This is a genomic window from Amycolatopsis sp. CB00013 (assembly GCF_001905755.1).
Lineage (GTDB): Bacteria > Actinomycetota > Actinomycetes > Mycobacteriales > Pseudonocardiaceae > Amycolatopsis > Amycolatopsis japonica.
In genome coordinates, this window is sequence record NZ_LIWC01000002.1 from 712,312 (window position 1) to 735,501 (window position 23,190).

Here is a 23,190-nt window from a genome sequence, read left to right on the forward strand (position 1 = left end):
GTCAGTGAACGTGCCGGCGCCTCCGCCAGTACGCGAAGCAGACCGCTGCCAGCAAGGGGCCCCACAGCAGGAGCGGCACGTAGGTGAGTTCGAAGAACGCGAGTTGCCAGCCGTGCATGGCATTCGCGGGGTAGTCGGCCGGGAGCGGGTCGCCTTGGATGGTGAGCCCGGACATCCCGGTGACGAAGGCGGTGGTCCACAGGACGGTCAGGATCGTGGCGCCGAGGGCGGCGGGCAGGATCGCGGCGAGGGGCCGCACTCGGCGTCCGCCCAGCCACGGGATCCAGCGAGGGACGACCTCGCCCCAGGAGGCGATCAGTCCGATGGCGGTGAACGCCAGCAGTTCGGAGACGACGGACAGGCCGACGATGTACACCGGCCCCGGCAACCACGACGGAAGCTGGCCCGCGCCGTGCGTGGCGTCGTCACCGATATGGAAGACGACGGTCATGATCCGCCAGACGCCGGAGGGCAGCACGACGAAGGGAATGGCGTAGGCGGCGATCCGGGCCCACCGGGGGACTCCCGGCACCGGGGCGTGCGCGTTGTGCCAGGCGGCGCGCAGTCGCCCGGGCGCGGTGGGGTGGTGGACAGTCATGCGTGCTCCTCGGACCATCGGATGCCGATCACTTGATCGGTTCCCACGATCACAGCCGCTGCTGCCCGTTGGCGTCCCTCGCCGGTTTGAACCCGGTCCGTCGCTTGGGGGAAGGTGTGGCCTAGCGCTGGCCGTAGCCGCGGAGCTTCTCCACGACGTGCTCGATCTCGTCGGGCGGGAGCAGGTTCGGCGTTCCGGCCGCGCGCGCCGTCAGCCACACCTGGCAGACCCACTCGAGCTGTTGCGCGCGGCTGTACGCCGAGCCGAGGCTGTCGCCGAAGGTGGTGGTGCCGTGATTCGCCAGCAGACAGCCCCGACGGCCGTCCAGCGCCTCCAGCATGGCTTTGGCGAGCTCTTCGGTGCCGTACGTCGCGTAGGCGGCGACGCGGGCTGTCGGACCGATCGCGGCGAGCATGTAGTGGATCGGCGGCACCTCGGTGACAAGGGTGGAGACAGCCGTCGCGTGCACGGAATGCGTGTGCACCACCGCGGAGATCGGCTTGCCGTCCGGATCCGTCGCCTGCCGGTACACCGTGAGGTGCATCGGGAGCTCGCTGGTCGGCTTGAGCGTGCCTTCGACGATCTCACCGTCCAGGCCGACCACCGGGATGTCTTCCGGCCGCAGCCCGGCGTAGTCGACCCCGGTCGGGGTCACGGCGACCAGCTCGCCCTGCCTCGCGGAGACGTTGCCGGAGGTGCCGACCACGAGCCCGTCCGCGGTCATCCGGCGCGCGAACTCGCAGACCGCCAGGCGTTCTTTGGCCAGGATCACCGTCACAACCTCCAAAGTCCGCGGGCCGCGGCCAGTGAGGCCTGATAGTCGGCATAGCCCTGCTCGTAGAACCCTACGTTCTCGGGCCGGACCTCGACGACGCGCGCGCTCTCCGCCCAGAGTTCCCGGTCGACCGGCTCGCCGAGGGCGTCCGCCGCGACGATCACCGCGCCTCGCGCGCCGACTCCGGGATCGCCGGGGATCACGATGGGCCGTCCGAGAACGTCGGCGAAGATCCGGGTCCATTCGAGCGACCGGACCCCGCCGCCGCACGCGTACAACGTGCCGGTGAGACCGGCCGCCTCGAAGCACTGCCTTGCCGCGTAAGCGATCGACTCGCACAGCGCCCGGACGATGTCCCCCCGCTCGCTCTCCAGGCTCAGCCCGGAGAACTGGGCCCGCGCCGAAGCGTCGACGAACGGCGCCCGCTCACCGGACGCGGAGAGGAACGGAAGCGCGCGGACCCCGCCAGCCCCGGGCTCGCTCGTGTCGAGCAGCGAGCCGATCTCCTCGACCTCGATCCCGAACAGGCGGCACATCCAGTCGATCCCCGCCGTGCCGACCATCGCCGGCATCGCCCGCAGGAACTGGCCTTCTTCCGGCGTGCAGAGGAACATCCCGGCGGGCTCGCCTTCCGGATCGAACTCCGCCGAGTCCGTCAGGACCTGGCAGGCGAGAGTGGTGCCGGCGGTGAGGATGCCGTCGCCCGGCCGTCGTACACCGGCGCCGATGGCACTCGCGGGCAGGTCGAACGGCCCCGCGGTGACGGGCAGCCCGACCGGAAGCCCGAGCAGTCCGGCGCCGCGTTCGTCCAAGCGGAACACGGTCTTCGGCGCCGCCGGCTCCGCGAACAGGTTCCGGCGGTGGGAGAGACCGACGGCGGCGATGGCGTCTTCGTCGTACCGCCGGGTGGCCGGGTCGAGGAACGGCAGCGAAGCGTCCGACGCGTCGACCGTGATCTCGCCCGTCAGCCGCTGGAGTACCGCGTCGACGCAGTAACCCGCCACCGCCGCCCTGTCCAGCGACTCCGGTTCATGAGTGTCCAAAAAGGACATGATGGCCGCGGCGCAACCGGGGAACATTCCCGACGCGGTACGGCGGAACACCTCCCTGGCCACTCCGCCTGCCTGCCACTGGGCGAGCAACGAGTTCGCCCGGCCGTCGAGCCAGGAGATCGCCGGGCGCACGGCCTCGCCGGATTCGTCGCGCAGCCACAGCCCGTCGCCCTGACCGGTGAGGGCCAGTGCGGTGACCGGACCGTCGAGCCCGGCGGCGACCTCGCGCACCACCGTCGCCACGGTGCCCAGCACCTGATCGAGATCCTGTTCGACCAACCCGCCCGGCAGGTGGTGCACCTCGGACGTGGTGCACGCGCTCGCCACGGACATCCCGGCCTTGTCGAAGACGACCGCCTTGGTCAGTGACGTGCCGATGTCGACGCCGATGATCATGGCCGCAGGACCTCGGGGTTCGCCAGATTCGCGAGCGTCTCCCCGCGCGCGTACCGGCCGACTTCGGCGGCGACGATGCTCGCCGCCCGCTCCGCCGTCTGCCTGCTGGCCCCGGCGAGATGCGGCGTCGCGATCACGTTCGGCGCGTCGCGCAACGCCCAGTCCGCGGGCGGGGGCTCGACGTCGTACACGTCGAGCGCGAGCGCGCCGAGCCGTCCCGAGCGCAGGGCTTCCGGCAGCGGCGAGTAGTCCAGCAGGCCACCGCGCGCGGTGTTGACCAGCACGGCGCCTTCCGGCAGCAAAGCGAGTTTGGCGGCGTCGATCAGGTGCCGGGTCTCCTCGGTGAGCCGGGCGTGCAGGCTCACCACGAAACTGCGGCGCAGCAGGTCGTCCAGTTCGACGAGCTCCGCCCCGTCCGCACTGATCCGGGCCGGGTCGGCGAACGGGTCCGAGACCAGCACCTTCGCACCGAACGCGACGAGCACCTTGGCCACCCGCGCACCGATCGCGCCGTACCCCACCAGGCCGACGGTGGTCCCGTCGAGTTCGAGACCGGTCTGGTCGTAGGCGTAGTAGTCGCCGCGCCAGGTGCCGCCCAGCAGTTCGGCCGAGGACGTCGAGATCCGGCGCATCGCGGCCAGGATCATCCCCACCGCGAATTCGGCGGCGGCACCGGCGTTACGGCCGGGCGCGTACGTCACCGCGACACCCGCTTCGGTGGCCGCCGCGAGGTCGACGTTGACCGGGCCGCCCCGGCACACCGACACGAGCTTGAGCCCGGGTGCGGCCGCGAACACCTGCTTGGTGAAGGGCGCCATCTGGGTCACCACGACCTCGGCTCCGGCCAAGGCCTCGATCACCTGCTCCTCGGTGCCGCTGGCCTCGTGGACGTTCGCGACCGGGCCGAACGGCTCCACCGGCCACGGCAGGGTCAGTTCCGAGAATTCGTGCCCGGCGCCGATCTCGGCACGGACGGCGTCGGCCAGCAGGCCGGTGCCGACGAAATGGTCTCCCGCAGCGAGTATCCGCAACTCTGCGTCCTCTCTCCGTGCCCGTGTCGGGCCGCGTTCAGTGAGCTTGCTCGTATTCGGTGATGTGCGCGACCTTGCTCGCGCTGGCCGATGCCGGGTCGAAGCGATGGCCGACCCATTCGGCGACGATCTTCTTCGCCAGCTCCGGACCGATCGCCCGGGCGCCGAAGGTGATCACCTGGCAGTCGTTCGATTTGACCGAACGCTCGGCGGAGTACGAGTCGTGCGCGACCGTGGCCCGGACACCGGGGACCTTGTTCGCCGAGATCGCCATGCCGATCCCGGTCCCGCAGACCAGGACGCCGCGATCCGCCTCGCCCCGCGCGATGGTCTCCGCCGCCGCCAGGCCGAGCAGTGGGTACGCCTTGTCGTCGGACCCGTCGGCCACGCCGAGGTCGGTGACCTCGTCCACCCGGTCGTCGGCGAGGAGCAGGTCACGCAGCTGGTCCTTGAGTGCCACCCCGGCGTTGTCCGCCGCCACCACGATCCGCATTCAGTCTTCCTTTCCGAGAGCCTGGCCGACCGCGGTGACGAGCAGCGCGAACGAGGTGGCCCCGGGATCGGGGTGCCCTTCGCTGCGCCGCGCCAATCGCGCCGCCCGGCCTTTGACGGGCAGCAGGTCCGCCGTGGCCTCGGCCGCGCTCACCGCGACCTGGGCCGCCTTCTGCCAGGCCTGCGGGACGTCGGCGCCCGCCTCGGCCTGTTCGCGCAACGCCAGCCGGAACGGCTCGATGGCGTCGAGCATGGTCTTCTCGCCGGGCTCGGCCTTGCCCAGTTCGACGAACGCCTTCACCGCGCCGTCCACCGCGCCGGCGAGTGTTCCCGTGGTGACCTCTTCGGCCGCCAGGCCACGCAGTCCCGCCCCGGTCTCGGCGAGCAGGACGCCGTACAGCGCGCCGGACGCCCCGCCCGCCGCGTCGGCGAACGCCGTCCCGGCGGCCAGGAGCGCGGTGGACAGCGAGTCTCCGTCGCGCCGAGCGGCGGAGACCGCGGCCCGCATGCCCCTGGTCATCCCCAGCCCGTGGTCGCCGTCGGCCGCGACCGCGTCCAACCGGCCGAGTTCGGCTTCGTTGGCCTCGATATCGCGCAGGGCCACGGTCAGCGCGCGATCCACGATGCCCTGCCCCGGCTCGGCCTCCGCCAGCAGAGCGTCCACTGTGGACTCCAGCGGCACCTTTGCCAGCGCGGCACCGGTGCTCCGGTAGCCAGGCGTGTCGCAGGGGGCCGCGTAGAGCTCGGCGAGTTCGTCGTCGAGCACCAGGATCGACAGCGAGACACCCGCCATGTCGAGCGAAGTCACGAACTCGCCGACCTCGGTGTGCGACGGGCTGAGCCCCGCCGCGGCGAGCCGCTCGTGCACCCGGGTGTAGGTCGCGAACATCTCCTCGTATTTGGTGCGGCCCAGCCCGTTCAGCAGGACCACCACGCGTCCGTCGCCGGCGGGCAGCTCCGGGAGGAGACCGTCGACCAGCTCGTCGGCCAGCTCCCGTGCGCTCAGCCTGCCGACCGTGCGGACGCCGGGCTCGCCGTGGATGCCGAGCCCCAGCTCCATCTCGCTCTCGCCGACGGTGAACAGCGGAGCGGACGCGCCGGGCAGCGTGCACCCGCCGAACGCCACGCCGAACGTCCGGGTGTTCGCGTTCGCCTTCTCCGCCACCGCGTGCACGGTGGCCAGATCGTCACCGCGTTCGGCGGCGGCGCCCGCGATCTTGAAGACCAGGAAGTCGCCCGCGACACCACGACGCCTTTCCGGCGCGTCGGCGGGACCGCTGGCGATGTCGTCGGTGACCAGGATCGTCCTGCTCTCGATGCCCTCCGCGGCCAGCCTGCGCGCGGCGAGCCCGAAATGCAGCACGTCGCCCTGGTAGTTGCCGTAGCCGAAGAGCACGCCTGCCCCGCTCTCCGCGGCCCGCGCGGTGCGATAGACCTGCTCGGCGCTCGGGCTGGTGAACACGTCGCCCACCACGGCTCCGTCGGCCAGACCAGGACCGACCAGCCCGGCGAACGCGGGATAGTGCCCGCAGCCGCCGCCGATCACCACCGCGACCTTGGGTTCGGATTCTTCCCGGCGCAGCACGCCATAGGCGCCGGGAACCTTGCGCACCGAACGCCCGTAGGCCGTGACGAACCCGTCCAGCCAGTCGCGTTTGAACGTCTCCGCGGCACCCAGGACCGTCATCGCCCGCTCGCTTCCGCGAATTCACCGGACAGGTACGCGAGCAGCTTGCGGCGCACGTCGTCGTTGTTCTCCGCGACTTCGGCGGCCAGCTCCAGCGCGTCCGGCTTCGGCGGGTACACCGGATTCGGCAACGCGATCACGGTGAGCCCGGCCGCGGCGGCGGCACGGATGCCGTTGCTGGAGTCTTCGACGCCGAGGCATTCCTCACCGGACCGGCCGAGCCTGGCCGCGGCTTCGAGATAGACGTCCGGGCTCGGTTTGCCCCTGGCGACCTCGGCGCTGGAGACGGTCGCGGCGAACTCGCCGGTGAGCCCGTGCTTGGAGAGCACCGCGTCGATCACCCGGCGGGCGGCCGACGACGCCAGCGCGACCGGCACCTTCGCGCTCACCTCGCGGACCATCTCCCCTGCGCCGGGCAGGAGGGGCGCCTCGTCCGCCTCGATCGCGGCGATCATGCCGTCGACCACGGCACGCTCGACCTCGGCCGCGCTTTCCGGGGTGCCGGACCGCTTCGCGAGATACGCGGCCCATTCGGGCGCGCTCATCCCCTGCACGGACGCGGTGTCCTCGGCGGTCCATTCGGTGCGGTGCCGGGCGGCGTACGCCACCCAGTTCTCCTCCCAAAGGTGTTCACTGTCGACGAGGACACCGTCCAGGTCGAACACCACCGCGGCGAGTGCCATCCGGCATCTCCTTTCACATCGATGCTGTTAAGTTAACATCGATGATGTGATCTGAACAAGCCTCGAGGAGGGATCGCGTGGTCGCACGGTTGTTATTGGCACGGCACGGCCAAACGGAATGGCATGCCGAGAACCGGTACGCGGGCAGCAGTGACGTCGCGCTGACCGAGGAAGGGCTCCGGCAGGCGGACGAGCTCGCCGGATTCGCCGCGGCGGCCAAGCCGTCCGCCGTGTTCTGCTCGCCGCAGAGCCGGGCACGGCGCACCGCGGAGCCGTCCGCGAAGGCCCTGGACCTGCCTTTGCGGGTGGTCGACGAGCTGCACGAAGTCCACTTCGGACTGATGGAAGGGCGTACCAGGGCCGAGCTGGCGGAGACGGATCCCGCTGCGGTGGCAAGGTTTCTCGCCGATCCCGTGAGCGGCGCGTTCCCCGGTTCGGAGCCGCCCGCCGACGCGGCCGCCCGCGGAGCCGGCGCCTTGCGCGGGATCGCCGCCGAGGCGCCGGGCGAGACGGTGCTGGTCGTCGCGCACAACACCTTGATCAGGCTGACGTTGTGCGCGCTGCTCGGCATCCCGCTCGAGAACTACCGCACCGTGTTCCCGCGGCTGGACAACGCGGCCGTCACGGAGATCGAGATCGACGGCACGCGCACCGGCCTGCTGCGCCTCAATCAGCCCGCCCGCACGCGATACTGGACGACATGAGCGATGAGAAGACGGCCGGTGCGAGCGCGCACTCTCGTAACACGCGTCAGCAGCTGATCACCGAACACGTCTTCACGACCGGCTCCGCGAGCATCGCCGAACTGGTGGAACTCACCGGCGTCAGCACCATGACGGTGCACCGCGACGTCGACGAACTGGCGCGGCGCGGCCTGCTCCGGAAGTACCGGGGTGGCGTGTCGGCCATGCCGTCGACGGTGTTCGAAAGCAACGCCGACTACCGGATGAACGTGCATTCGGAAGAGAAGATGGCCATCGCAGCGCACGCGCTCGCGCGCGTCGAGCCGGGGATGTCGATCCTGCTCGACGACTCGACGAGCGCGCTCGCGCTGGCGAAGATGCTGCACCGCGTCACCCCGCTGACCGTCGCGACGAACTACCTCGGCGCCATCGAACTGCTCAAAGGCGTTCCCGACCTGCGGCTCATCTGCATCGGCGGCGACTACTCCGCGACCCACGACTCGTTCCTCGGCATGCAGAGCCTGGAGGCGATCGAGCGGATCAACGTCGACGCGACCTTCGTTTCGACCTCGGCGATGAACACGCGGATGACGTTCCATCAGGAACCGGAGATCGTGATGCTGAAGCGCGCGATGCTGGCCAGCGCCCGGACGAAGGTGCTGCTGATGGACCACAGCAAGACCGAACGCGCGGCGCTGCACCGGCTGGCGCCGTTGAGCGACTTCGACGTGCTGATCGTCGACGACGGAGTGGAAGAGCACCTGGCCGAGGAGATGCGAAGCCAGGTGGAAGTGGATCTCGCGGAACTCTGAGGCGCACGCCTGCCGAGACCTGAAGTACGTGAAGGCCCCCTTCATTGCGTCTAGCGCAGTGAAGGGGGCCTTCACGTACTCGGGACCGACCCGGGCGCGCGAGGCTAACACGAAAATCCACCGATGTAACATCTTGAAAGTTAAGTTAACACGATCCATGATACGCTGAACACGACGTCATGGAGGCGTGCATGAACCAGGTAACACCGCCGTTATCGCGATCCGGGAGCGGGTTCGCCCGCGTACTGACCCGTTGGGGCCTGCCCGCCCCGCTGTTCCTCGGCTACGCCGGGCTGCTGCTGTTCATGATCGGCGACGGGGTCGAGTCGGGCTTCATCGCGCCGTTCATGGCGGACAACGGCGCGGGCACCGAGATCAAGGCTTCGTATGTGATCACCGTGTACGGCGTCGCCGTGATGCTGGCGTCGTGGTTGTCGGGCGCGCTGTCGGATCTGTGGGGCCCGCGTCGCGTGATGATGATCGGCCTGGCCATCTGGCTGGTGTTCGACGTGCTGTTCCTCGCGGTCGCGGTATCGGGTGAGAACTACCCGTTGATGCTGGTGTTCTACGGCCTGCGCGGGTTCGGCTATCCGATGTTCGCGTTCGGTTTCCTGGTCTGGATCACCGCGGTGGCGCCGGTCGCCAGGCTCGGCGCGGCGGTGGGCTGGTTCTACTTCGCCTTCACCGGCGGGCTTCCGACGCTGGGCGCGTTGGTCGCGAGCTTCACGAACCCGGTGCTGGGCCAGTACGGGACGCTTTGGGTGTCGGTGGCGCTGCTCGCGCTCGGCGGGCTGCTCGCGATCTTCGGTGTCCGGCAACGGACCGGGTACACCCGGCTCGCGCCGCCGGACGTGAAACCGGTGCAGAGCCTGGTTTCCAGCGTGTCGATCGCGTGGAAAAAGCCCCGCGTCGGCGTCGGGATGCTCGTCCGCGTCATCAACACCGCGCCCGAATTCGGGATGCTGGTGTTCTTCCCGACGATCTTCATCGAGGAGATCGGGTTCGGGGAGAGCCGCTGGCTCCTCCTGGTCTCGGTCATCTACGGCACGAACATCTTCTTCAACCTGATCTTCGGCGTGCTGAGCGACCGGATCGGCTGGCGCACCACGATCTTCTGGTTCGGCGCGATCGGCTGCGCCGTCTCGATCCTGTTGCTCTACTTCGTCCCGATCGCCATGGGCGCCGAGTACTACTGGCTCGCGCTGCTCGTCGGCGCGCTGTACGGCGCCACGCTCGCCGGATTCGTGCCGATCTCGGCACTGCTCCCCTCGCTCGCCCCGGAGAACAAGGGCGGCGCGATGGCCCTGCTGAACCTGGGCGCGGGCGCGGCGGCGTTCGTCGGGCCGGCGATCGTCAGCGTGTTCCTCGGCCCGCTGGGCGCGGCCGGCGTGGTGATCGTCTTCGCCGCGCTGTATCTGGTCGCGGCGGTCATGGTGCGCTACCTGAAGCTGCCCGATGAGACGGCGAAGGCGATCGAAGAGGACAAGAGTCTGCAAGAAGTCGGAGAGAAGGTCGTCACCACGTGAACCAACCCGTCACGATCGGCATCGACGTCGCCACCGCGGGGGTCCGAGCCCTCGCGGTGCGCGGCGGCACCGTCCTCGCTTCGGCCGCCGGGCCGCTGCCCGCGCCGGTCCGCGACGGCCGCGGACACAGCGAGCAGGACGCCCGGTCCTGGTGGCCGGCGGTGAAGACGGTGCTGGCGAAGGTCACCGGCGAGCTGCCGGGCAGGGGCGGCGAGGTCGCCGCGGTGGCCATCGCCGCGACGTCGGGGACGATCGTCGGGGTCGACGCGTCCGGTGAGCCGGTCACGCCCGCGCTGATGTACGACGACAGGCGGGGTGCGGAACTCAACCGCGAGGGCACCGCGCTCGGCGCGGTTCGCTGGCGGCGGCTCGGTTTCGGCGTGTCCGCCACGGCCGCGCTCGGCCGGATCGCCTGGCTGGCCGGGCACGTCCCCGACATCGCCGGGATCCGCCACACCCCCGATCTGATCGCCGCGGAGCTCACCGGCGGGCCGGTGGCGGCCGACTGGTCGCATGCCTTGAAGAGCGGCTACGACCCGCTTGCCCTCGAGTGGCCCGCCGAGGTCTTCGAGGCGTTGGGCGTGCCGGCGAGCCTGCTCCCCTCGGTGGTCGCGCCGGCCACCGTGCTGGGCGAGGTGGCCCGTCCGGTCGCCGGACTCCCGGCGGGCTGCCCGGTCGTGGCCGGGATGACCGACGGTTGCGCGGGCCAGCTCGCGGCCGGCGCGGTCGCTCCCGGGAGTTTCGTCGGAATCCTCGGCACGACGTACGTGCTCAAGGGAGTCACCGAAGAGCTGGTGCCGGATCCGACGGGGGCGATGTACAGCCACCGTCATCCGGACGGCTGGTGGCTGCCCGGTGGCGCGTCGAACACCGGCGGCGAGGCCGTCGCCGGGCAGGATCGCCTTCCCGAACTCGACGCGGCGGCGGCCGAGCTGGGTCCGGCGAAGGTGGTCGCGTATCCGTTGCGGCGCAAGGGCGAACGCTTCCCGTTCGCCAGCCCGGACGCGGAGGGCTTCGTGTCGGGCCAAGCGGACGAGGTGGAGCTGCACCGGGCCAGGCTGGAGGGGGTCGCCTTCCTCGAGCGGCTGGCGTTGGACCACTTGCGCCGCCTCGGCGTCACGGTCACCGATCCGCTGCTGGCGGCGGGCGGCGGCAGCAAAAGTCCTTTGTGGACACGGATCAGGGCGACCGTCACCGGACTCGGCCTGCGGGTGTCGCCACAGGCGGAAACGGGTTACGGCGCCGCGCTGCTCGCCGCGGCGGGAGTCCTGCCGGGCGGGCTCACCGAGGCGTCCGAAGGGCTCGGCGGGGGAACGCTGGTCGAGCCCGACGAGCGCGAAAGTGCCGCGCTCGCCGAGTCGTACCAGCGATTCTGCGCCGAGCTGCACACCAGGGGCTGGATCGACGACGAGCTGTTCGCCGTCGTCCGGCGTTAAGCGATCAGGAAGGGCGTGGGCCGTTGGATTTGGTGGGGGCGGGCTTCGGCGCGGCCTCCGGCTTGGGTGCCTCGGCGGCATCAGGGGCGGGAGCCAGCAGCCGGATGGCCTCCTGGACGGCGACGTCCGTGGCGGAGAGCCGATCGGCGACCTTCGACCGGAGTTCCAGCGCGAGCTTCCGGGCCTGCTGGGCTTCGGCCTGCTGGGTCTTCGCGTCGGTGAGGGCCTCCGCGACCTGCTCCTGCTTCGCGGCGATGTCCTCCGCCGAAGACTTCTCCGACTTGGCGATCTTCTCCGCGGAGATCCGCTCGGCCTCGGCACGCTTGGCCGCCGACACCTGATCGGCTTCCGCGATCTTGTCCGCGGACGCCTTCTCGGCCTCCGCGCGGCGAGCCGCCGAAGCCTCCTCGGCCTTCTTGTCCGCGGCGGCGCGGGCCCGGACGCTCTCCATGTCCAGTTCCTTGCGCTTCTGCGCCGCCTCGGAGTTCAGCCGCTCGATCTCCGCCTTGGCGTCGGCGAGCAGCTTTTCCCGCTCGGCCTGCGCGTCCTTGGCCGCCTTCTCGATCGCGCGCTGCGTCTCGTGGGCGTACTTGTCCGCTTCGGCCCGGGTCGACTCGGCGTCGGCTTCCGCGGCGGCCTTGAGGTCGGCGATCTCCTCCTCGGCGAGCTGCATCATCATGCGGACGCGTTCGGCCATCGCGCCGGCGCCGGACGGGCTCGAACTCATCCGCACGAGCGCGGCCTTGGTCTCGTCCAGTTCCTTCTGGGCGTGGCCGAGTGCCTTGGTGAGTTCACCGGCGGTCGCCACGGCCTCGTCGCGGCTGCGTGAGGTCTGCTTGAGTTCGGTCGCCAGTTCGGCGAGGTGCTCGTCGACCTGACGCTTGTCATAGCCGCGGACAGAGCCCGCGAACGGGGACGATTTCGCTGAGGGCGCCTGAGGCGCCGTCTTCTCAGGAGCGACCATGGCGGCCACCTTAATGAGCTGGCACCCGTCGGGCAGTACCGCCAAACGGCTGCACTCGGCGTGCGGTGGACCGATCACATGGCATCCTGCATTGTTGACAGGTCGTAAGCAGCGGAGGCCCGGTTGGACATCTCGGCGATCCTCGAAGACATCCGCGAGCATTGGCACGTCTACGCCACGATGCCCTTCATCGCCGCGCTCATCGGGTACATCACGAAACGCGTCGCCATCGAGATGATGTTCCGGCCGCTGGAGTTCGTCGGGATCAAACCGTTCCTCGGCTGGCAGGGGGTCATCCCGGCCAACTCGCGCCGGATGGCGACCACCGCCGTCGACCTGCTGACCAAGAACCTCGTCGATCCGCAGGAGATCTTCTCCCGGCTCGATCCCGAGGAAATGGTCAAGGAACTCGAAGAGCCGCTCCTCAAGGCCGTCGAGGACGTCACCCGCGAGGTGATGGAGCAGTACCAGCCCAGACTGTGGGAACTGCTGCCGACCCGGGCGCAGCGCATGCTGGTCGACCAGGTCCGCGCGCAGGCGCCGAAGGTCGTCGCGCGGTTGATGCGCGAGGTGTCGACGAACATCGACGAGGTCCTCGACGTCAACGAGATGCTGATCAACTCGATGGTCCGCGACAAATCGCTGACCTGTCGCCTGATCAAGGAGGTCGCGACCCCTGAGCTCCGCTTCATCGCCCGGTCCGGCATCTGGTTCGGCTTCGTCATCGGCCTGATCCAGTTCGTCGCGTGGGCGTTGACGAAACAGCCGCTGATCATGCCGATCTTCGGTTTCGTCACCGGGTTCGTCACCGACTGGCTGGCGCTGAAGATGATCTTCTACCCGCGTGAGCCGCGCCGGTTCCTGTTCTTCAGCTGGCAGGGCATGTTCCAGAAACGCCGCCAGGCGGTGGCCAAGGACTACGGCGCGCTGATCGCCGACGAGGTCCTCACCGTGCGGAACGTGATGGAGGCCGTGCTCACCGGGCCCAAATCGGACAAGCTGTTCGCGATGATCACCCGCGAGGTGCAACGGACCATCGACGCGCAGGCGAGCATCGCGAAACCGTTGGTGGCGCTGACCGTCGGCGGGGTCCAGTACCAGGAGATGAAGAAGGCCGCGGCGGAAAAGGCGATCGCGTATCTCCCCGAAACGGTGAAACACGTGGAGAGCTACGCCACTGACGCGCTCGACGTCCGCAACACCATCGTCACGAAGATGCAGCAGCTGACCCCGCTCGAGTTCGAGGGGATCCTCCGTCCCGCGTTCCAGCAGGACGAATGGAAGCTCATCGCGGTCGGCGCGGTGATCGGCGGGCTCGTGGGTGAACTTCAGGTCCTGTTACTCCTCCATTGAGGACCGGCGGCTAGGTTGCCCCTCAAGCAAGACGCGGGAGGGGCTCGGAAGTGGACGCCGTCATCGCCGATCTCGGCGAGCACTGGCCGGTGTACGTCACCATGCCGTTCGTCGCCGCGCTGATCGGCTACGTCACCAAACGCGTCGCCATCGAGATGATGTTCAAACCGGTGGAATTCGTCGGCGTCAAACCGTTCCTCGGCTGGCAGGGAGTGCTGCCGGCGAACGCGGAGCGGATGGCGGCCACCGCCACCGAGATGCTGACGAACAACCTCGTCGACCCGAAGGAGATCTTCGCCAGGCTAGACCCGGCCCAGGTGGCGAAGGAGATCGAGCAACCGCTCCTGCGGATCGTCGAGGACGTCACCCGCGAGGTGATGGAGCAGTATCAGCCCAGACTGTGGGAAGTACTGCCGAACACCGCCCAGCAACTACTGCTCAAACGCGTGCAGGCCGAGGCGCCGCGCGCGATCACGAAGATCATGGGCGAGATCTCGGAGAACATCGAGGACGTCCTCGACCTCAAGCACATGGTCGTGACGAACCTGGTGCGCGACAAGGCCTTGCTGAACCGGCTGATCCGCGACATCTCACGGCCGGAGATGCGGTTCATCGCGCGGTCGGGGATCGTTTTCGGGTTCTCCCTCGGCTGTGTGCAGCTGCTGGTGTGGGCGCTGACGAAGTCGCCGATCGTGCTGCCGCTGTTCGGTATCGGCATCGGCTGGTTCACCGACTGGATCGCGCTGAAGATGATCTTCCTGCCGCGCGAGCCGAAACGGTTCTTCGGCTTCTACACCTGGCAAGGCGTGTTCCAGAAGCGCAAGGACCAGGTCTCCGCCGACTACGGCGACATGATCGCGCGCGAGATCATCACCATCCCGAACCTGCTCGAAGCCGTGCTGAGCGGGCCGAAATCGGACAAGCTCTTCGCGATGATCACCCGTGAGGTTCAGCGGACGATCGACGCGCAGGCGAGTGTCGTGAAGCCGTTCGTCGCGATGGCCGTCGGGAGCAGGCGGTTCCAGGAGATGAAGCAGACGGCGGCCGCGAAGGCCGCGGCGCGGATCCCGGAGACGATCCGCCACGCCGAAAGCTACGCGGTCAACGCGCTCGACGTCCGGAACACCATTGTGGACAGAATGCGGCGGCTGAACCCGCTCGAATTCGAGCAGCTGCTGCGCCCGGCGTTCCGGCAGGACGAGTGGAAACTGATCGCCGTCGGCGCGGTGATCGGCGGCCTTGTCGGTGAACTTCAGGTGCTTCTACTGCTTCACTGAAGGCCAACCGATACGGTTTCCCCTTCCCTGAGCGAAGCGAGGAGGTCGTGTGGACGCCGTCCTGGACGACCTCGCCCGGCACTGGTGGCTGTACGCCGCGATCCCGTTCGTCGCCGCGCTGATCGGCTACGTCACCAAACGCGTCGCCATCGAGATGATGTTCAAACCGCTCGAGTTCGTCGGGATCAAACCCTTCCTCGGCTGGCAGGGCGTGGTGCCCAAACACGGCGGGCGGATGGCCGCCGTCGCGACCGAGCTGCTGACGTCGAATCTGCTGGACGTCAAGGAGGTCTTCCGCCGGATCGATCCGGCGATCATCACGCGCGAGATCGAGCAGCCGTTGCTGCGGGCCGTGGACGAGGTCGCGCGCGAAGTGCTCGAAAAGCACCATCCCAGGCTCTGGGAGGTCATGCCGACGATGGCGCAGGAACTGCTGATCAAGCAGGTCCAGGCGTCGACGCCGCGGCTGGTTCGCGAGTTCATGGAGGAGATGACCGAGAACCTCGACGAGGTGCTCGACTTCCAGCACATGACCGTGCAGCGGCTTACCAGGGACAAGAAGCTGCTCGTCCGGCTGATCCGGGAGACGTCGCGGCCGGAGATGGCGTTCATCGCGCGCACCGGGATCTACTTCGGCTTCGGGCTCGGCGTCGTGCAGGCGTTCGTCTGGGCGCTGACGAAGGAGCCGTGGGTGCTGCCGATCTTCGGTGGCTGCATCGGGCTGTTCACCGACTGGCTGGCGATCAAGCTGATCTTCGTGCCGCGCGAGCCGGTGCGGGTCGGGCGGGTGATCCTGCAGGGCAAGTTCCAGCGGCGGCGGGCCGAGGTCGCGCATCAGTACGGCGAGATGATCGCGAACGAGATCCTCACCGTGCCGAACCTGCTCGACGCCGTGCTGCGCGGGCCGCGGTCGGATCGGCTGTACGCGCTGGTCGAGCGGCTGGTGGCGCACGCCGTGGACGAGCAGGCGAGTGTCGCGAAACCGATGGTCGTGATGGCCGTCGGCGGGCAACGGCTGCAGGAGATCAAGCAGGCGGCCGCGCGGAAGGCGCTGGAGCGGCTGCCGCCGACGATCCGGTACGCCGAGGGCTACCTGACCGAGGCGATGGACGTCGCGAAGATCGTCGAACGGCGGATGCTCGGGCTGACGCCGCTGGAGTTCGAGGGGTTGCTGAGGCCCGCGTTCCGGCAGGACGAGTGGAAGCTGATCGCGGTGGGTGGGCTCATCGGCTTCCTGGTCGGTGAACTGCAGGTCCTGCTGATGCTGCACTGACCTGCGTTTAGCGGGCTAAACGCGATCCGGGGCCTCCAGCCGGGCAGATCGCGTTTAGCCCGCTAAATGCGATCCGGGGCGGGAGGCGCGAGGGGTGTGGGACCGCCGGGGGCTCGATGTCCCCAATGTGGCATTGGGGACGCTCAGTGTCTCCAATGCCACATTGGGGACATCGCTCCCGGAGCCGGGCAGATCGCGTTTAGCGGGCTAAACGCGATCCGGGGCGCGGAAGTGAGGCGTTCTCACATGCGGGAGACACGGGGTGATTACGGTGGAGGGGTGGCGTCCGAACCCCAGCAGCTGCCAGCCGTCCACGAGGCGTGGCTTCCGCGCGAGCACGCGTTGCACCGTCCCCGCCACGGCGGCAGGCAGCTGACCGCGCTGATCAGCGCGCTTCTGTTCTTCACCACCCCCGCGCTGCTGTGGGTGTTCGGCGTCCGGCCGGGCGAGATCGAGAACCACAAGCTCGCGAGCTTCCCCGGGCTGGACCGGGGCTGGGGCTTCTTCACCGACATGCCGACCTGGGCGATCGACCAGCTGTCGTTCCGGCCGGGCGCGATCGCCGCCGCCGACGCGATCAGCCGCGGCGTCTTCGGCGAGAGCGCCCCGCTCGACCAGCAGCCACCGCGGCAGCAGGCGGGCCCGATCCCCGCGCCGCCGGCACCGGCGCCGTCCAAGACCGCGCCGACCCAGGGGCCGACGCCGAACGCCGCGTCCGGTTACCGCCGTGTCGTGCAGGGCCGCGACGGCTGGCTGTACTACGGCTACGACGCCGACGCGAAATGCGATCCGTCCCGTCCGCTGCCCGAGACCATCGCCAAGATCAACGAGCTGCGGCGCGCGGTCGAGCAGTCCGGGCGCAGGTTCGAGCTCGTCATCGCGCCGGACAAGTCGACGATGGTGCCGCAGTTCCTGCCGGACACCTACCCCGGCAAGGACTGTTCGCGGTCGGCCGAGGCGTCGGCCTGGCACCGGATGCTCAAGGACGCGCGCGCGATCGACCTGCGGCCCGAACTCCGCGCGTCCGAGGGCCGCGTGCAGCATCCGATCTACCCGCCGAACGACACCCACTGGGCCGATGAGGGCGCACTGGTCATGACGCGCGCCATCGCGAACGCGATCAAACCGGGGGTCACGCAGACCTGGGTCAGCGTTCCCGTCGGCCAGTACGACACCGTCGCCGATCTGCCGCCGCTGATCAACAAGCAGGGCACGAAGACGAACACGCTGTACAGCCTCCGCCCGGACGGCGTCGCCGAACGCGCGGGCGAGCCGAACGGCGACATCGACCGGCCCATCTACCGCACGGCCAGCCCTTTGATCGGGACCGTGGACGACAAGGTCCTGATCTACGGCGACTCGTTCACGAAGGCGTCTTCGCGGTATCTCTCGGGCGCGTTCACGAACCTGACGATGCTGGCGCACTTCACGCAGAAGACGTCGCAGGCCGAGGCCGTGGACGCGTTCGTGAACGCGAACGTCGTGGTCGTCGAGGCCGTGGAGCGCAGCGTGGCCGGCGGTCAGCTCGCCTTCATCGACCCGAATTTCCTCGAACCGCTGAAGAAGGCGCTCGCCGAGAATCCGATCCGCTAGCGCAGGGCGGGCTGCGCGGTCGCCGTCGGCTCGACGCGGACCCGCGACGTACGTCCGCGCAGCCACGCGACGAGACGGCAGACCAGGTAGATCACGAACGAGATCGTCGTGACGAACGCGCTCACCGGCTTCCCCGGCGCGAGCGAGAGGATGATCCCGCCGAGCGCGGCGATCTCCGCGAACACGATCGACAGCACGGTCGCCTTCCACGGGCTCGCCGTGACCCGCGCGGCCGCCGCGGCCGGGGTCACCATCAGCGAGACGACCAGCAGCGCGCCGACGATCTGCACGCCGAGCGCGCTCGAGATCCCGACCAGCACCGCGAAGATCAGCGACAGCAGCCGCACCGGCACGCCGCGCGCCGTCGCGACCGCCGGGTCGACCGTGGCGAACAGCAGCGGCCGGTAGATCACCGCGAGCACCACCAATACGACGACCGACGCGCCGACGAGCAGGTTCAGATTGGTCGAGTCGATGGTGATGATCTGCCCGACGAGGATGCCGAACTTGTTGGCGCTGCGGCCTTCGTAGAACGACAGCAGCAGGACGCCCATGCCGAGGCCGAAGGCGAGGATCACGCCGATCACGGAGTCGCGTTCGGATTCGCGGCCGCCGAGGATCCCGATCAGCAGGGCGGCGATGACCGCGCCCGCGAGGCCGCCGAGTTCGACGCCGACGCCCAGCAGCAGCGCGCCCGCCGCGCCGGTGAACGCGAGTTCGGCGGTGCCGTGCACGGCGAACGACATCCGCCGCATGACCACCAGCGGGCCGAGCACGCCGGCCACCAGGCCGAGGACGGCGGCCGCGAGCAGCGCCGTCCGCACGAAGTCGAGGCCGAGGAGTTCGCCGGTCAGGGCGAAGTCGAACATCTTGTCCACGGCGTTTATCCGAGAACCCGCGACCGCGATCGCGTCGCCAGGGCGCGAGTTCGCGTCATCGAGCGCGTTGATTCACCAAGACGCCCTGCCGCCCCGATCGCGGGGCCTCCGGCCAGGGCGGGTTCTGCGTGTGGTCCAGGCCGCACGAATGACCTCACTTCGTCTACCACTTCCGCTACGAAACCTGTTCGTCGATGTGGTGGGGTTCGTCCTCGCACAACGCGCTCTGCGCCCCGGCGACGTGGATCTGCCCGCCGACCTTGAGCACCTCGATCCGCGTCCCGTACAGCTCGGACAGCGTCTCCGAGTTCATCACCTCGTCCGGCTTGCCGACCCGGAACTGGCCGTTCACCAGATAAAGCACCCTGTCCACATAGGACAGGATCGGGTTGATCTCGTGGGTGACGAACAGGACGGCCGTTTCCGCCGAACGCCGACGCTCGTCGATCAGCTCGCTGACCGCGCGCTGGTGCGCGAGGTCGAGGGAGAGCAGCGGCTCGTCGCAAAGAAGGACTTCGGGGTCGCCGACCAGCGACTGCGCGACGCGGAGCCGCTGCTGCTCGCCGCCGGAAAGCCGCCCGACCGGCTGCTTCGCGTACGCCTGGGCGCCGACGGACTCGATCGCCTTCGCCACCAGCTGACGCCGCTTCGAGATCCCGAAGAGCCCGGTGCCCCACCGGTGCCCGTCCAGGCCGAGGCCGACCAGGTCCACCCCGCGCATCGTCAGGCCCTCGTCGAGGGCGCGCTGCTGCGGGATGTAGCCGATCCGCCGGTTGGTCCCGCCGGGGCGCCGCCCCGCGATCTCGACCGTGCCCTCGGGCAGCCCCTGCTGACCGAGCAGCACCTTGAGCAGGCTGCTCTTCCCGGAGCCGTTGGGCCCGAGGATCGCGAGGAACTCGCCGGGCTCGACGTCGAGGTCGAGCCCGGACCAGAGGGTCCTGGTGCCGAACGCGAGGCTCGCCCCGCGGACACGGACCGCGGGGCGGGCTTCGGCGGGTACGGAGGTCACTACTTCAGTGCTCCGGCCAGCGCGTCCACTTCCTTGGTCATCCATGCAATGTAGTCGGTCACACCCTGCGGGAGCGTTTCGGTGACGTCGACGACCGCGATGCCGGCGTTCTTGGCGTCGCCGACGACCTGCTGGGTGACCGGGGTGGTGGTCTGCGCGTTGTTGATCAGGGCCTTGACCTGCTTGCCGGAGATCAGCTGCTTGACCTCGTTGAGCGCGGCGGCGGGCACGTCCTGCTCCGCTTCCACGGCCTCGGCGAAGGCGGGCGGAGTCGCGTCGGTGACCTTCGCGCTGTCGAGCAGGTAGTGCGCGACGGGCTCGGTCGCGACGACCTTGGCGTTCGAGGCGCCCAGGCCCGAGACCTTCTTCAGCAGTTCCTGGGTCTTGCCCTTGAACGCGGTCGCGTTGGCGGTGAAGGCGTCCTTCGAGGCGGGCTGGATCTCCCCGAGCTTCGCGGCGACCTGGTCGGCGATCTTCTCGACGCCGGGGAGGCTGTACCAGACGTGCTCGTTCTCGTTGCCGGTCGCGGCGATGTCGACGGCGACCAGCTTCTGCGCGCCGGTGGCCTGGTCGGCGAGCTTCGAGAAGAACTCGTCGTAGCCGCCGCCGTTGGACAGCGTCAGCTTCGCGTTCTTCGCGGCGATGGCGTCGCTCGCGGTGGTCTCGTAGGAGTGCGGGTCGGCCGACGGGTCGTGGATGATCGAGGTGACCTCGACCTTGTCGCCGCCGACGGCGGTCACGACGCTGCCCCAGACGTCGGTCGAGGCGACGACCTTGATCTTCTCGCCACCCGGGTTCGCGGCGGACGCGTTCGGCGAACCGGAGCCCGTCGACGCCTTGTCGCTCGACGCGCAAGCCGTCGCGCCGAGCGCGAGGACGGCCAGGGCCGACACGGCCGCGAAAACACTCTTAGTACGGCGGGAATTCATTTACTGCACTCCTGCGGATGCCCAGGCCAGGTGTCCCCAATGCCGGGTAATGGAAACCGTTGTCAGATTCAACTGTACCCCATCCGGATGACCATGTTCCCCGTCCAGGCGCGAGCTGTACCCAGGGTCACTCTGAATCGAGACCTGCCACACGTCGGGTGATGCTTCTGCAAAACGTTCTGAACCGTTACGGTTTGCGGATGGGCCGTCCTATCCGCACCAGGAGGCAGGCGACACTGGCGTCGTTGGCCGCAGAGCTCGGTGTGTCGAGGACCACCGTCTCCAACGCCTACAACCGACCCGACCAGCTGTCCCCTGAGCTGCGCCGCCGCGTCCTCGAGACCGCGCGCCGCCTCGGCTACCCGGGCCCGGACCCGGTGGCCCGTTCACTGCGGACGCGCAAAGCCGGCGCTGTCGGTCTTTTGCTCACCGAAAACCTGTCCTACGCCTTCCGCGACCCCGCCGCCGTCGGCGTGCTCGAAGGGCTCGCGCTGGCCTGCGAAGACGCGGGCGTCGGCCTGCACCTGGTCCCGGCGAGCCCGGGCCGGGAAGATGTCGCGGCCGTGCACCGCGCCGGCGTCGACGGCTTCGTCGTCTACTCGGTGCCCGACGACGACCCTCATCTGGGCGCCGTGCTGGAGCGCCCGGTGCCGACGGTGATCGTCGACCAGCCGCGCGTGGACGGCGTCGACCGGGTCGGCCCGGACGACGCGGCCGCGGTGACCGCCATGGCCGAGCACCTCATCTCGCTGGGACACCGGCAGATCGGCGTGCTGTGCATGCGGCTGGCCCGTGAGCGCAACGACGATTTCGTCTCCATCCAGCGGCAGAGCGCCGCCCACTTCCACGTCCAGCGGATCCGGCTGGAGGCGCTGGCCGCCGCGTTCTCGGCGGCCGGGGTCGACTGGGCGACCGTGCCGGTGGTCGAGCGCTTCGACCACACCGTGGACGACGGCGCGTCGGCCGCGCGCCAGCTGCTCGACGCGTATCCGCAGGTCACAGCCGTGATCTGCACCTCGGACATCCTCGCCCTCGGCGCGCTGGCCGAGGCGGAGCGCCGCGGGCTGCGGGTGCCGCAGGATCTGACGGTCACCGGCTTCGACGGCATCACCGAGGCCGAGCGTTCCGGGCTCACCACGGTCCACCAGCCGGTGCTGGAGAAGGGCAAGGCTGCGGGCAAGCTGCTGCTCAGCTCCGCCGACCGGGTCGGGCCCAAGGTGATCACGCTGCAGACGGAACTCCGGGTCGGGCGCACGTCCGCGCCGCCGCGAACGGCCGAAGAACGCTGGTTCGGGCCGTGATCTGCGTCCGCACGCGTTGCCGTCGCCCCGCGCGTCGGTTCCAATGAACACGTGACCTCAATCGACGTACTGCTCAAGCGAAACCAGGAGCTGGGTGATGTCACTCCTGGTGACCGCTCGTCTCCGAGGCCATCGCTCCACGTGACGATCCTGACCTGCATGGACGCCCGTATCCGGGTGTTCGAGATCTTCGGCATGATCCAGGGTGAAGCGCACATCCTGCGCAACGCGGGCGGCGTCGTCACCGACGACATGATCCGCTCGCTCGCGCTCAGCCAGCGGAAGCTCGGCACGCGCGAGGTGCTGATCGTGCAGCACACCGACTGCGGCCTGTCCATGGTCACCGAAGACGACTTCAAGGACGAACTCGAAGCCGCCAGCGGGCTGCGGCCGACGTGGTCGGTCGAGGCGTTCCGGGTGGTGGAGGACAGCGTGCGCCGGTCGGTGCAGCGCGTGCGGCGCAGTGACTTCCTGGCGCATACCGACAATGTGCGCGGTTTCGTCTACGACGTAAAACTAGGCCGCCTGACCGAGGTCGAGTAAGGGTTTTAAGCTGACTCGGTGGGCGTCGACGCGGATGTGCTGACCGAATGGTTCGACGAAGTGGGGCGCGACCTGCCCTGGCGTGAGCCGGAATGCTCCGCCTGGGGCGTGCTCGTCAGCGAGATCATGCTGCAGCAGACCCCGGTCGCGCGCGTCCAGCCGATCTGGCTCGAATGGATGGCGCGCTGGCCGGTGCCGTCGGCGCTGGCGGCGTCGTCGCAGGGCGAGGTCGTGCGTGCCTGGGGCAAACTCGGCTATCCGCGGCGCGCGCTGCGGCTGCACGCCGCGGCGGCCGTCATCGCCGCCGAACACGGCGACGTCGTTCCGTCCGATGTGGACACTCTGCTCGCGTTGCCGGGGATCGGCGCGTACACCGCCCGCGCGGTCGCGGCCTTCGCCTACGGCAAACGCGCGCCGGTGGTGGACACGAACGTCCGTCGCGTGGTCGCCAGAGCGGTGCACGGCGCGGGTGACGCCGGGCCGCCGTCGAACACCCGCGACATGGCCGACGTCGAGGCGCTGCTCCCGCCGGAGGACGCGCCCGCCGCGAAACTCTCGGCGGCACTGATGGAACTCGGCGCGCTCGTCTGCACGGCGCGCTCGCCGCGCTGCGCGGACTGCCCGATCTACGAAGACTGCGCGTGGCAGCGCGCGGGCAAACCCGCTTACGCCGGGCCCGCGAAGCAGGTCCAGAAGTTCGCCGGCACCGACCGTCAGGTGCGCGGTTTGCTGCTCGACGTCCTGCGCGGCAGCGAAGGGCCGGTCGAGAAGGCGCGGCTCGATCTCGTGTGGGACGAATCCGGGCAGCGTGACCGTTGCCTCGACTCCCTGCTCGTCGACGGCCTCCTCGAACAGACCCGGGACGGCCTGTTCGCGCTGCCTGGCGAACACTAACGCAT

Annotated in this window: 22 protein-coding genes; 11 read left to right on the forward strand and 11 right to left on the reverse strand. The window is 69.3% G+C overall.

The features are described from left to right. Position 1: 1 nt before the first annotated feature. From AMK34_RS13390 to AMK34_RS13420, 7 genes are all read right to left on the reverse strand, one after another. The gene (locus AMK34_RS13390) at positions 2–598 is read right to left on the reverse strand and encodes a hypothetical protein (RefSeq protein ID WP_073845535.1); all 597 of its coding nucleotides are present in this window, start codon (positions 596–598) and stop codon (positions 2–4) included. Between the two features lie 121 nt (positions 599–719). Continuing rightward, complete coding sequence (locus tag AMK34_RS13395) at positions 720–1,370, reverse strand: class II aldolase/adducin family protein (protein ID WP_038524701.1); 651 nt, start codon at positions 1,368–1,370, stop codon at positions 720–722. A 2-nt stretch (positions 1,371–1,372) separates the two neighbouring features. Next, a complete protein-coding gene (locus AMK34_RS13400; RefSeq protein ID WP_073845537.1) occupies positions 1,373–2,821 on the reverse strand; it encodes an FGGY-family carbohydrate kinase in 1,449 nt (482 codons plus the stop codon). After that, the gene (locus AMK34_RS13405; protein ID WP_073845539.1) at positions 2,818–3,852 is read right to left on the reverse strand and encodes a 2-hydroxyacid dehydrogenase; all 1,035 of its coding nucleotides are present in this window, start codon (positions 3,850–3,852) and stop codon (positions 2,818–2,820) included. The genes AMK34_RS13400 and AMK34_RS13405 overlap by 4 nt, the downstream gene beginning before the upstream one ends. A gap of 37 nt (positions 3,853–3,889) precedes the next feature. Then, on the reverse strand, positions 3,890–4,345 hold the full coding sequence (locus AMK34_RS13410) for a ribose-5-phosphate isomerase (RefSeq protein ID WP_037335333.1): 456 nt from the start codon (positions 4,343–4,345) through the stop codon (positions 3,890–3,892). Beyond that, on the reverse strand, positions 4,346–6,031 hold the full coding sequence (locus tag AMK34_RS13415) for a dihydroxyacetone kinase family protein (RefSeq protein WP_073845541.1): 1,686 nt from the start codon (positions 6,029–6,031) through the stop codon (positions 4,346–4,348). It lies immediately after the preceding gene. Further along, positions 6,028–6,714 carry an HAD family hydrolase gene (locus tag AMK34_RS13420; protein ID WP_073845543.1) on the reverse strand — a complete coding sequence of 229 codons (687 nt, stop codon included), beginning with the start codon at positions 6,712–6,714 and terminating at the stop codon, positions 6,028–6,030. Before AMK34_RS13420 ends, AMK34_RS13415 begins: the two co-directional genes overlap by 4 nt. A gap of 77 nt (positions 6,715–6,791) precedes the next feature. Between AMK34_RS13420 and AMK34_RS13425 the strand changes: the two genes are divergently transcribed. The 4 genes from AMK34_RS13425 (at position 6,792) to AMK34_RS13440 (ending at position 11,171) form a co-directional block, all read left to right on the forward strand. Next, positions 6,792–7,418 (forward strand): histidine phosphatase family protein, encoded by a 627-nt coding sequence (locus AMK34_RS13425; RefSeq protein ID WP_038520762.1) that lies wholly within the window; start codon positions 6,792–6,794, stop codon positions 7,416–7,418. After that, positions 7,415–8,209: a DeoR/GlpR family DNA-binding transcription regulator gene (locus AMK34_RS13430; protein WP_073845545.1), complete on the forward strand. Its 795-nt coding sequence runs from the start codon at positions 7,415–7,417 to the stop codon at positions 8,207–8,209. The genes AMK34_RS13425 and AMK34_RS13430 overlap by 4 nt, the downstream gene beginning before the upstream one ends. A gap of 191 nt (positions 8,210–8,400) precedes the next feature. Then, positions 8,401–9,735 carry an MFS transporter gene (locus AMK34_RS13435; RefSeq protein ID WP_073846279.1) on the forward strand — a complete coding sequence of 445 codons (1,335 nt, stop codon included), beginning with the start codon at positions 8,401–8,403 and terminating at the stop codon, positions 9,733–9,735. Beyond that, entirely contained in the window at positions 9,732–11,171 is a 1,440-nt protein-coding gene (locus AMK34_RS13440) for an FGGY-family carbohydrate kinase (protein WP_073845547.1), read from the forward strand. The genes AMK34_RS13435 and AMK34_RS13440 overlap by 4 nt, the downstream gene beginning before the upstream one ends. Before the next feature lie 4 nt (positions 11,172–11,175). On the opposite strand, the gene AMK34_RS13445 is transcribed toward AMK34_RS13440, so the two are convergent. Beyond that, positions 11,176–12,135 carry a hypothetical protein gene (locus tag AMK34_RS13445; protein ID WP_073845549.1) on the reverse strand — a complete coding sequence of 320 codons (960 nt, stop codon included), beginning with the start codon at positions 12,133–12,135 and terminating at the stop codon, positions 11,176–11,178. A 123-nt stretch (positions 12,136–12,258) separates the two neighbouring features. Between AMK34_RS13445 and AMK34_RS13450 the strand changes: the two genes are divergently transcribed. From AMK34_RS13450 to AMK34_RS13465, 4 genes are all read left to right on the forward strand, one after another. Continuing rightward, positions 12,259–13,488, forward strand: a complete 1,230-nt coding sequence (locus tag AMK34_RS13450) for a DUF445 domain-containing protein (RefSeq protein WP_037335314.1) — start codon at positions 12,259–12,261, stop codon at positions 13,486–13,488. Between the two features lie 50 nt (positions 13,489–13,538). Beyond that, positions 13,539–14,765, forward strand: a complete 1,227-nt coding sequence (locus AMK34_RS13455) for a DUF445 domain-containing protein (RefSeq protein ID WP_038520776.1) — start codon at positions 13,539–13,541, stop codon at positions 14,763–14,765. Between the two features lie 49 nt (positions 14,766–14,814). After that, complete coding sequence (locus AMK34_RS13460) at positions 14,815–16,038, forward strand: DUF445 domain-containing protein (RefSeq protein ID WP_073845551.1); 1,224 nt, start codon at positions 14,815–14,817, stop codon at positions 16,036–16,038. Between the two features lie 279 nt (positions 16,039–16,317). Further along, positions 16,318–17,631, forward strand: a complete 1,314-nt coding sequence (locus AMK34_RS13465) for an alginate O-acetyltransferase AlgX-related protein (RefSeq protein WP_038520782.1) — start codon at positions 16,318–16,320, stop codon at positions 17,629–17,631. On the opposite strand, the gene AMK34_RS13470 is transcribed toward AMK34_RS13465, so the two are convergent. From AMK34_RS13470 to AMK34_RS13480, 3 genes are all read right to left on the reverse strand, one after another. Further along, complete coding sequence (locus AMK34_RS13470; RefSeq protein WP_073845553.1) at positions 17,628–18,509, reverse strand: metal ABC transporter permease; 882 nt, start codon at positions 18,507–18,509, stop codon at positions 17,628–17,630. The two genes, AMK34_RS13465 and AMK34_RS13470, sit on opposite strands and share 4 nt — an antisense overlap. A gap of 175 nt (positions 18,510–18,684) precedes the next feature. Then, positions 18,685–19,518 carry a metal ABC transporter ATP-binding protein gene (locus AMK34_RS13475; RefSeq protein WP_038520787.1) on the reverse strand — a complete coding sequence of 278 codons (834 nt, stop codon included), beginning with the start codon at positions 19,516–19,518 and terminating at the stop codon, positions 18,685–18,687. Next, positions 19,518–20,447, reverse strand: coding sequence for a metal ABC transporter solute-binding protein, Zn/Mn family (locus AMK34_RS13480; protein ID WP_073845555.1), 930 nt, complete (start codon positions 20,445–20,447; stop codon positions 19,518–19,520). Before AMK34_RS13480 ends, AMK34_RS13475 begins: the two co-directional genes overlap by 1 nt. A 200-nt stretch (positions 20,448–20,647) precedes the next feature. On the opposite strand from AMK34_RS13480, the gene AMK34_RS13485 reads away from it, so the two are divergent. From AMK34_RS13485 to AMK34_RS13495, 3 genes are read left to right on the forward strand one after another with little or no spacing between them, the layout of a single operon-like run. Continuing rightward, entirely contained in the window at positions 20,648–21,748 is a 1,101-nt protein-coding gene (locus tag AMK34_RS13485; RefSeq protein WP_005165317.1) for a LacI family DNA-binding transcriptional regulator, read from the forward strand. Between the two features lie 51 nt (positions 21,749–21,799). Then, complete coding sequence (locus tag AMK34_RS13490) at positions 21,800–22,291, forward strand: beta-class carbonic anhydrase (protein ID WP_073845557.1); 492 nt, start codon at positions 21,800–21,802, stop codon at positions 22,289–22,291. Positions 22,292–22,309: 18 nt separating this feature from the next. Beyond that, positions 22,310–23,185 carry an A/G-specific adenine glycosylase gene (locus tag AMK34_RS13495; RefSeq protein ID WP_037335292.1) on the forward strand — a complete coding sequence of 292 codons (876 nt, stop codon included), beginning with the start codon at positions 22,310–22,312 and terminating at the stop codon, positions 23,183–23,185. Positions 23,186–23,190: the final 5 nt, after the last annotated feature.

Coding starts and splice junctions, on each gene's coding strand:
- AMK34_RS13390 (WP_073845535.1), bottom strand. CDS start 598: ATGACTGTCCACCACCCCACCGCGCCCGGGCGACTGCGCGCCGCCTGG.
- AMK34_RS13400 (WP_073845537.1), bottom strand. CDS start 2,821: ATGATCATCGGCGTCGACATCGGCACGTCACTGACCAAGGCGGTCGTC.
- AMK34_RS13410 (WP_037335333.1), bottom strand. CDS start 4,345: ATGCGGATCGTGGTGGCGGCGGACAACGCCGGGGTGGCACTCAAGGAC.
- AMK34_RS13415 (WP_073845541.1), bottom strand. CDS start 6,031: ATGACGGTCCTGGGTGCCGCGGAGACGTTCAAACGCGACTGGCTGGAC.
- AMK34_RS13420 (WP_073845543.1), bottom strand. CDS start 6,714: ATGGCACTCGCCGCGGTGGTGTTCGACCTGGACGGTGTCCTCGTCGAC.
- AMK34_RS13430 (WP_073845545.1), top strand. CDS start 7,415: ATGAGCGATGAGAAGACGGCCGGTGCGAGCGCGCACTCTCGTAACACG.
- AMK34_RS13435 (WP_073846279.1), top strand. CDS start 8,401: ATGAACCAGGTAACACCGCCGTTATCGCGATCCGGGAGCGGGTTCGCC.
- AMK34_RS13445 (WP_073845549.1), bottom strand. CDS start 12,135: ATGGTCGCTCCTGAGAAGACGGCGCCTCAGGCGCCCTCAGCGAAATCG.
- AMK34_RS13480 (WP_073845555.1), bottom strand. CDS start 20,447: ATGAATTCCCGCCGTACTAAGAGTGTTTTCGCGGCCGTGTCGGCCCTG.
- AMK34_RS13485 (WP_005165317.1), top strand. CDS start 20,648: ATGGGCCGTCCTATCCGCACCAGGAGGCAGGCGACACTGGCGTCGTTG.